Raw genomic sequence first — 8,245 nt, 5'->3', positions numbered from 1 at the left:
TACATGATGGAGGACCCGCGCAACATCACCGCCTGTACCCATCTGCTGTTCGCGGCGAAGAATGTCGAGCGCATCGGCGACCATGCCACCAACATCGCCGAGATGGTCCATTATCTGGTGCACGGCGAGGCCCTGACCGACCAGCGGCCGAAGGGCGACAAGACCAGCACGACCGCGATCCCCTACCCGGAATCGGACGATTGAGAAGACTTCGATGACGCCGCAAATCCTGATCGTCGAGGACGAAGAGCCGCTCAGGGTGCTGCTGCGCTACAATCTGCAAGCCGAGGGCTATGAAGTCGCGGCGACGGCGCGCGGCGACGAGGCCGAGACTCTGATCGCGGAAGCGCCGCCGGACCTGATCCTTCTCGACTGGATGCTGCCGGGGATCTCCGGCATCGAACTGGGCCGGCGGCTGCGCCGCCGCCCCGAGACCCGCAAGGTACTGGTCATCCTTTTGACGGCGCGCGGCGAGGAGGCGGAGCGCGTCCGCGGCCTCATCACCGGCGCCGACGACTATGTGGTCAAGCCGTTCTCGGTTCCCGAACTGTTGGCCCGCGTGCGCGCCCTGTTGCGCCGGGCCCGTCCCGATCTCGTCGCCGAGACGCTGCGCGCCGGCGACATAGAACTCGACCGGGCGACCCACAGGGTGCGCCGCTCCGGCCGCGAGATATCCCTGGCGCCGACAGAGTACCGCCTGCTCGAATTCCTGATGCAGAACCGGGGACGCGTCTATTCCCGCGCGCAGCTTCTGGACGGCGTGTGGGGCAGCGACGTTTTCGTCGAGGACCGCACCGTCGACGTGCATGTCGGCCGGCTGCGCCGGGCGCTCAGGCGCGGTGGGGCTAAGGACCCGATCCGCACCGTGCGCGGCGCCGGCTACGCATTTGACGAGCCGTTTTGACCGCTAAACCTTACCTGAGAACGCACTCAGACTCGTCGTCGGGGCGCTGTGCATCAACCATCACTACAAGGCGGGGCCTTTGCATCTGCTGTTGCCGCTTAGCACCCAACCCTCGATCCGAAAGCCCCGGCGGCATAGAAAGCGAAATTTGAAACCTGATCTGCAGACCCGGACTGTGGCTTCAATCGCGGCCGAAACGGTCCAACGAATGGCGAGTAGCTCATGGGAAATTTCGCTGCAGAATGGGTCTGGTTTGGCTACCGCCTCGATTCACTCTTGTGGATTTTCAGGTCGTCTGGCGTTGCACTTCACGCTGGAACTCACACAGCCCCAAGACTGCGATAGATCAAATCCGCAAGAAATGGCAGCATCCCTCGTTCCGTTGCGAGCAACATTGACCGGGGGCCGCATGACAACGCCAGACGAAGTCGAGATAAAGCTTGAGCTTGCGCCCGCAAGCCTTCCCCGTCTCAAGAAAATTCCCCTCATCCAACCGATCAAGAAAACGCCCCGGCGGACGACCGAGGTCTCGACCTATTTCGATACGCGCAACCGCGAGCTTCATAAGAAAGGCGTGATGCTGCGCGTACGCCGCATTGGCGACCGTTTCGTCCAAACCATCAAATCCGGCAAGCCAGGGCTGTTCGAGCGCGGCGAGTGGGAAACCGAAATCGCCAGCGACAAGCCGGACCTCGACCTTGCAGCCGGGACCGCGCTGGAGCCGCTGGTGAGCAAGAAGCTGCGCCGCAGGCTCAAGCCGTTGTTCGAGACGCGGGTGCGGCGGACGGTCTATCCGCTCTCCAACGAGGCGCGCTCGATCGCCCTGACGCTCGATCGGGGGACCATCGACAGCGAGGGCCGCTCGGCGCCTCTGTGCGAGATCGAGCTGGAGCTGGAGCGCGGCAACCTTGCCGAACTGTTCGCCGTCGCCCGCGAGCTCGGGCAGGCGCTCCCAGTGCGGCTCGCCTTCAAGAGCAAGTCGGACCGCGGCTACCAGCTGATGGATGGCGAGGAGGGCCTGCCGGTCAAGGCGGCGCCGGTCGATCTCGCCGCCGGCACGACAAAGCGCGATGCCTTCAAGATCATCGGCCGCGCCTGTCTGAAGCAGATCGTCGGCAACGAGGCTGCGCTGCTCAGGGGTGACGCAGAGGGCGTGCATCAGATGCGGGTGGGCCTGCGCCGGCTGCGCGCGGCGATGTCGCTGATATCCGACCTGCTGCGCGACGCGCAGACGGCGGCGATCAAGGCCGAGCTGAAATGGCTGGCGGGTGAGCTTACCGACGCGCGCGAGCTGGAAGTGCTGATGAAGAGCGTCGTCGCGCCGGCGAAGAAGCAGCACGCCAACCGCGACGGCCTGCCGTCGCTGTCGCGGGAGCTTGCCGAGCGGCACGCGGCGGCTTTGGCGCAGGCTCAGAGCGCCGTCTCCTCCCGGCGCTTCCGCGCGCTGACGCTGGAGACCGCCGCCTGGATCGAGATCGGGAATTGGTCGATGCCACAGGAGGATAGCCCCGGCGAGGAGCCGATTGAGATTTCCGCTGCCGAGCAATTGGAGCGGCGCTGGCGCAAGGTGCGCAAGAAGGGCCGCATATTCGCCGAACTCGACGCGCCGAGCCGACACAGGCTGCGCATCCAGGTGAAGAAGCTGCGTTACGCGGCGGAGTTCTTCGCCAAGCTGTTCGAGGGCAGGCGGGCGGCAAAGCGACGAGAAAGATTCCTGCCGGCGTTGGGACGCCTGCAGGACGGCCTGGGCGATCTCAACGACATCGCGGTGCACGAGAATCTGCTCAATTCGATGGGCGTCCGGCGCAAGCGGTCGAGCCTGAGACGCGCCTACGCCGCCGGGCTGCTGACCGGGCACGAGGATGTCCGCCGCGACGCGGCCATGGCCGCCGCGGCAAAGGCCCATGCGGAACTGGCCGGGATCAAGCCGTTCTGGCGCTGACGCCCCTCTGAAGCCCCCCGTCTTTCTATCGTTCCTCTGAGCGATTAAATCTTTCTCAGCCGGCCTTTGCCATGCTGCGGTCTAAATCAATAGAATGCAAGGGGGCGGCGAGGAGCCGATGGACACCCAGCCCACGACAGCCACGAAAGAGAAGGAGGAGCGCGCGCGTTCACGCGCACCGCGCGCCGGACGCGCCCGCCGCCGCGCCCAAGCCGGCGACGCCCGAAAGCTTCGGCCCCGCGCGCTTCGTCAACCGCGAGCTGTCCTGGCTGGAGTTCAACCGCCGGGTGATGGAGGAGGCGCACAATCGCGGCCATCCGCTGCTCGAGCGGCTGCGCTTCCTCTCCATTTCCGCCACCAATTTCGACGAATTCTTCATGGTCCGCGTCGCCGGCCTGCACAGGCCAACACCGCGGCCAGTCCTGGACAAGGCTGTCGCGCTGCGCCGTCAGCACTGGACGGGAAAGCAGATCGCGGCCGAGGCCGGCCTCTCGCCTGCCACCCTTGGCCGGCCGGATGCCGGCCAAGGCTTACGGAAACGGCCGGCCTGTGGATATGATGGACAAGGCTTGCACCTTGCGCACCTCCCCACAGGCTCAACGGCATCAGCAGGACATGACAACCAGGATCCTGGCGGCATGATCAGGCACCGGAATACACCTTAACTGCACCGCCAACCTGTCCAACAAGATGGGACCACCTCACATGCAACAAGTGAATCTGGAGTCACGACTCTAACTCCAGCGATAGCCAGTATTAGGAGGCTTATATCAGATGCGCAGGGCCGATGCGGCCGACTGGCGGTAGGCGAGAGCGGCCGGCACCGCGGCGAGCGCGGCGGCGACCAGGAGCAGGATGACGGCGAGGGCGAAGTCGGCCGCGTTGAAACCGACAGGCAGAATGATGCCGCTTTCTCCGGTGAACCTGTCGGCGATGAACCGCGCGGCGCCGTAGCCGACGAGGAAGCCGGCGGCAACGCCGACGGCAACGAGCGCAAATATCTCCAACCAGACGATCCCAAAAATCGCGGCCTGCGGCGCGCCGAGCGCCCTGAGGGCCCCAATCTGGCGCCGTCTCTGGCCGACGTGAACGATGGCGATCAGCGCAACGGCGGCGGCCACCAGCCCCTGCGAGCCGGCAGCAACCCAGGTCAAAACCTTCCTGGCGTCGCCAAGCGTCGTGTAGAGCCTGGTCAGGACCTCGCCGGGAAAGACGGCGAGCGTCGTGTCAGACCGGTACTCCTGACGCAGCCGGTAGGCATCGGCCACCGTTTTCGGCTTGACGAGGACCGCCGGGATGCCCGGCGTTTCCGCGTTCCACGGGCCGCCCAACGGTTCGGTGGCAGCCGTGCCATGTCCGGCCTCTTCTTCGGTGTGTTCGTCTTCGTCGGCGTCGTGATCCGCATCGTGCATGCCGTGGATCGCCCAAACCGCCTCGATCGGCACGAGGATGGCCCTGTCCCAGGGCGTGCCGGCCGGTGGCGAACGGCCGACGACGGTGTAAGCGAGCTCGGTGTGGGTTTGGCCGCCCGCATCGACGAGGCCGTGCATCGGCTTGATGATGCTGCCCAGCCCGAGACGGACCTCGGAGCCGATGACCGCCTCGCCGAGCGCTGCAAACCGGCGCCCTTCGATTGGGCGGTCGCCGCCCGCAGCGTCCACGAGCGGCAGGGTGGTTCCAACGATCGAATATCCCTCGTACGAGTCGCCGAAGCCGACCGGCGCCGCCCAGACGACCCTCGGGTCCTGCGCCAAGCGCGCGAGAATTTCCCCGGACATCAGCGGCAGCGGCGCCGGCTGAAGAAACACGGACGACAGCACAAGCTGCGTCTCGCTGCCGGCCGCGCCGACGACCAGGTCGAAGCTGTCGGCGGCACGCGCGCTGCCGAGGCGGAGCGCGCGCTCATCGAGGGTCACGGTCACGCCGAGCGCCGTCGCCAGCGCGACGAGCAGGGCGACGACGAGCGATCCCGCCCAAAGCCGCCTGAGGTCGGCCAGAATGAACCGGATCATGCGGCGAGACCCCCCGGTCTGGTGTCATCGACCGGGCGGCCGGCGACCAGCCTGATCCGCCGGTCCATGCGGGCGATGAGCCGCTCGTCGTGCGAGGCAATGACGAGCATTGTACCCTCCTCCATTGCCAGCTCGAAGAGGAGATCGGTGACGGTGGCGGCACTTTCGGGATCGAGACTGGCGGTCGGCTCGTCCCCGACGATCAGCTGTGGTTTTCGCAACAGCGCGCGGGCGACCGCGACCCGCTGCATCTCGCCGCGCGACATCGTCTCGATCGGCTGGCCGTGCTTGCCGAGCCCGACGCGGTCGAGCAGCGCATGGGCGCGAGCCTTCGAGGCGGCGTCAGCGCACCTTCTAAGCCGGGCGGGCAGCAGCACGTTCTCGACAGCCGAGATGCCGGCGAACAGATGGAATTCCTGCATGACGAGGCCGATGGTCTCGGCCCGCCATTGATCGCGCGCCACCTCCGAGAGGCCGGCAATGTTCTCGCCATTCCAAAAGACGCGGCCGCTGCCCGGCTTTTCCAGCCCGGTGATGACGTTGATCAGCGTGGTCTTGCCAGCGCCCGACGGTCCCGTTACTGCGGCGCGTACACCGGCGGCGAAGGCGAGCTGCGGGATCGACAGGACTGGCGCCGGCAGGCCGGCATAGGTCACCGCAATCTCCTCGAGGACGAGGCACGGCCCGGCGCTCTCAGACTGTGTGGAAGACGGCATCGCGGAGACGGAGAAGGCTGACGAAGCCGGTATCGGGATCGGTCCAGGAGCCGTGCTCCAGCACGCCTTCGACCTCGATCGGCCTGTTGAACTGCACGAAGGTCTGGCGGCGGCCGAGATAGACCACGACGATATTGTCCGGCCAGTCAGCATCGGACGAGCAGAACGGGCACAGCGCCATCGGAATCTCGGTCAGCACGAAGAAGCTCGCTTCGGCCTTAAGCGGCGGCGCCATGAATCCGCGCATGATCACGGTCTGACCGTCCAGCGACTTGACCTTGTCCGAGAATTCCAGCCCGAGCACGGTGACCTTCGAATAGAGATCATCGAAACGGAGCGCCGCGGGCGTCGCTCCGGCGGGCCCGGGCAAGAGCAGCCCCGCGAGCAGACCGATGGCCTGGCGGCGGGAGATTCGCGACTTCGCTGTCAAAGTGCCAACCTCCTCGGAAGTCTCCAGGCGGGCAACCCAGCCAGCGCCCACAGCTCCCCGGAGCCGCAGGCGACCCCGGAGAGCCCGTGGATTGCGGTCAATCAGCAGAGGCGGTGCGCGGTCCGCCGTTGATGCCGAGCGCCTCGACCATTACACGGAAGGTCTCGGTGTTGTCCATGAACCCGCGGATCATGTCGGAGCCGGGGCCCATCGCGGTCACGACCAGGTCGTCTGCAGTGTGCACGCCGGTGTCGGCATCGCGCGGCAGGTTACCTGGAACGAACGTCGCACCGGGAATATCCTTGTAGGCCTCGTTCGCAACGTACTGCCTGTTCTCGTTCTGGATGGCCGGGGCGAACGTCCCGTCCAGCTTCGGACGCCAGGTTTCGTAGTGATCCGGGTAGTTGTTGAAGAACACGGCGAGCCGCTTCACGACGTCCACCCGGTCGGGGTAGCCGTCGCCGTCCGCGTCCTCATAGGCGGGATAGCCCGCATCGGCATAGATTCCAACCTTGTCGCGCATTTCCTCGCCCGGCTTGTCGTCGTCGATCGTGCCGACGATGGCAAGACCATGGGTGTGGTCGCCGGTGACGATCACCAGCGTATCGCCGCGCTGTTCGGCGAAGCGCTTGGCGATGGCGACCGCCTGGTCGAACATGATGGTGTCGAACACTGCCCGCTCCCAATCGAGAGGATGGGAGTACTTGTCCACCAGGGCGGCCTCGACCGCGAGGAAGAAGCCGTTCGGGTTGCGCGACAGCACCTTGATCGCCGCGTCCGTCATCTCGGTGAGGTCGGGCTGATCAGGAAACTTCTCGACATAGTTGGGACGCAGGAACAGCCGGTCGAGCGCGCCGTCCATGTTGCCGGTATGGAACAGGCCGAGCAGCCTGGTGGTGGCGGGATCATTGACCGCGGCGGTCATCTCTTGTCCCGACGTGGCGAGCCGGAACCCTTGTTGCTGGAACATGTCAACGAGGTTCTTCTCGTCCTTGCGCTTCGAGCCGGGGGTAGACTGGGGTAGAAAATAGGCTGACCCCCCGCCGAGCATCACCTCCGGCTGGAGGTCGTAGAACATCTCGGCGATCTGGGCCTTTTCGGCGCGCCGGCGGGTATGGGCGACCACGGCGGCCGGCGTGGCGTCCTCGAGCTCGGCATCGGAGACGACGCCGACCGCCATGCCGAGGCGACGCTTGACGAGTTCGGCGAGGGTTTCCTGCTTCGGGTCGTCGAGGGTGTCGGGGGTGCGATCGGCATAGACGCCGAGCGCGTTGACGCTCGATTTGTGCCCGGTGTTGTACGCGCTCGCCGAATTGGCCGAGTCGGTGATGATCGAATCGACACCGGACGTTCCAATCAGCCCCATGTGCGGCATGTCGTCCATCGCAAGCACGCCTTTGTACTTACCTTCGGCGATACCCTTGGACATGATGCGCGCCGCGGTGCGATGGGCAATGGAGAGACCGTCGGCGATGAACAGGATCACGTTCTTGGCATGCCGCGTGCCGGAAGTCTGATAGACGTTCCAGGTCACCGTCGCCTTATGGTCGCCCTCGGCGGCTTCCACGACGTAGAGGCCCGGGCGGAGAAGCGAGACGTCGCGAACGATGATCGCGGAAGCGTCAACGCCGTCCTCCTTGGCCACGAAGTCACCCTTGCCGAGGACGTTCGTGAAGTCCTCGCCGTTGACGGTCACCTTCACGTCGTCGGGATTGACAACGCCGTTGAACTCGACCTTGAAGTCGAACCGGCTGCCGGAGAGGATGTCGGCGCGATCGACCGGAAAGATACTCGCGGCCATTGCGGGGCCGACCAGAAACGCGGTTGCCGCCACGCCTGTGAGAAGAAACGTGGTTGCCGCCGAGCGTGTGAGACGAGTGCGCATCGAGAACCTCCTACATCTTGGGATATCCTGCGGAGAGTTAACGCGCGCGCGTGACAGCCCGATGACAGCCCGATGAAGTCAAACCCAGGCACATCCTCGCGCAATCAGTGTTTGGCGCTGTTCAGCCAGAGGTTCAGGGCTCCCCCGCCAAGGAGCTTGTGAAGGAATCGGCGTTTTGTACATGGCTGCAGTGGTCTGGGCAGGGCGTTGTTGGTTTTGATGTCGCCGAATGTGTGTCCGCGGCCGGCTTAGCTGGTCGCGGTGCGCAGGCGATGGGCCGCCATCAGGTTATGGGCGAGGGCGTGCCACAGCGCGACCGCCTGCGCCTTGATGAGGCCGCGGACGTTGATGAAGCC

Annotated in this window: 7 protein-coding genes and 1 pseudogene; 4 read left to right on the top strand and 4 right to left on the bottom strand. The window is 65.6% G+C overall.

Translation table 11 applies throughout. From position 1 onward, the window contains the following. The 4 genes and pseudogenes from Q8P46_05730 to Q8P46_05715 form a co-directional block, all read left to right on the top strand. On the top strand, window positions 1-204 hold a 204-nt coding region (locus tag Q8P46_05730; protein ID MDP2619661.1), incomplete at its 5' end, for a PhoU domain-containing protein. Window positions 205-214: 10 nt separating this feature from the next. Further along, a complete protein-coding gene (gene phoB, locus Q8P46_05725; protein ID MDP2619660.1) occupies window positions 215-904 on the top strand; it encodes a phosphate regulon transcriptional regulator PhoB in 690 nt (229 codons plus the stop codon). A gap of 409 nt (window positions 905-1,313) precedes the next feature. Beyond that, a complete protein-coding gene (locus Q8P46_05720) occupies window positions 1,314-2,846 on the top strand; it encodes a CHAD domain-containing protein (protein ID MDP2619659.1) in 1,533 nt (510 codons plus the stop codon). 242 nt (window positions 2,847-3,088) lie between these two features. Next, window positions 3,089-3,247, top strand: a pseudogene (locus tag Q8P46_05715) (hypothetical protein). Between the two features lie 369 nt (window positions 3,248-3,616). Here the strand turns inward: Q8P46_05715 and Q8P46_05710 are convergent. The 4 genes from Q8P46_05710 to Q8P46_05695 all read right to left on the bottom strand — a co-directional run bounded on the left by Q8P46_05710 (window position 3,617) and on the right by Q8P46_05695 (window position 7,889). Next, complete coding sequence (locus tag Q8P46_05710; protein MDP2619658.1) at window positions 3,617-4,858, bottom strand: ABC transporter permease; 1,242 nt, start codon at window positions 4,856-4,858, stop codon at window positions 3,617-3,619. After that, on the bottom strand, window positions 4,855-5,574 hold the full coding sequence (locus tag Q8P46_05705; protein ID MDP2619657.1) for an ATP-binding cassette domain-containing protein: 720 nt from the start codon (window positions 5,572-5,574) through the stop codon (window positions 4,855-4,857). The genes Q8P46_05710 and Q8P46_05705 overlap by 4 nt, the downstream gene beginning before the upstream one ends. Next, complete coding sequence (locus tag Q8P46_05700; protein MDP2619656.1) at window positions 5,552-6,004, bottom strand: hypothetical protein; 453 nt, start codon at window positions 6,002-6,004, stop codon at window positions 5,552-5,554. The genes Q8P46_05705 and Q8P46_05700 overlap by 23 nt, the downstream gene beginning before the upstream one ends. A 97-nt stretch (window positions 6,005-6,101) precedes the next feature. Further along, window positions 6,102-7,889, bottom strand: a complete 1,788-nt coding sequence (locus tag Q8P46_05695; protein MDP2619655.1) for an alkaline phosphatase — start codon at window positions 7,887-7,889, stop codon at window positions 6,102-6,104. Between the last annotated feature and the right edge of the window lie 356 nt (window positions 7,890-8,245).

This window comes from Hyphomicrobiales bacterium (assembly GCA_030688605.1).
Lineage (GTDB): Bacteria > Pseudomonadota > Alphaproteobacteria > Rhizobiales > NORP267 > JAUYJB01.
This window is presented reverse-complemented; position numbering and strand designations above follow the sequence as displayed.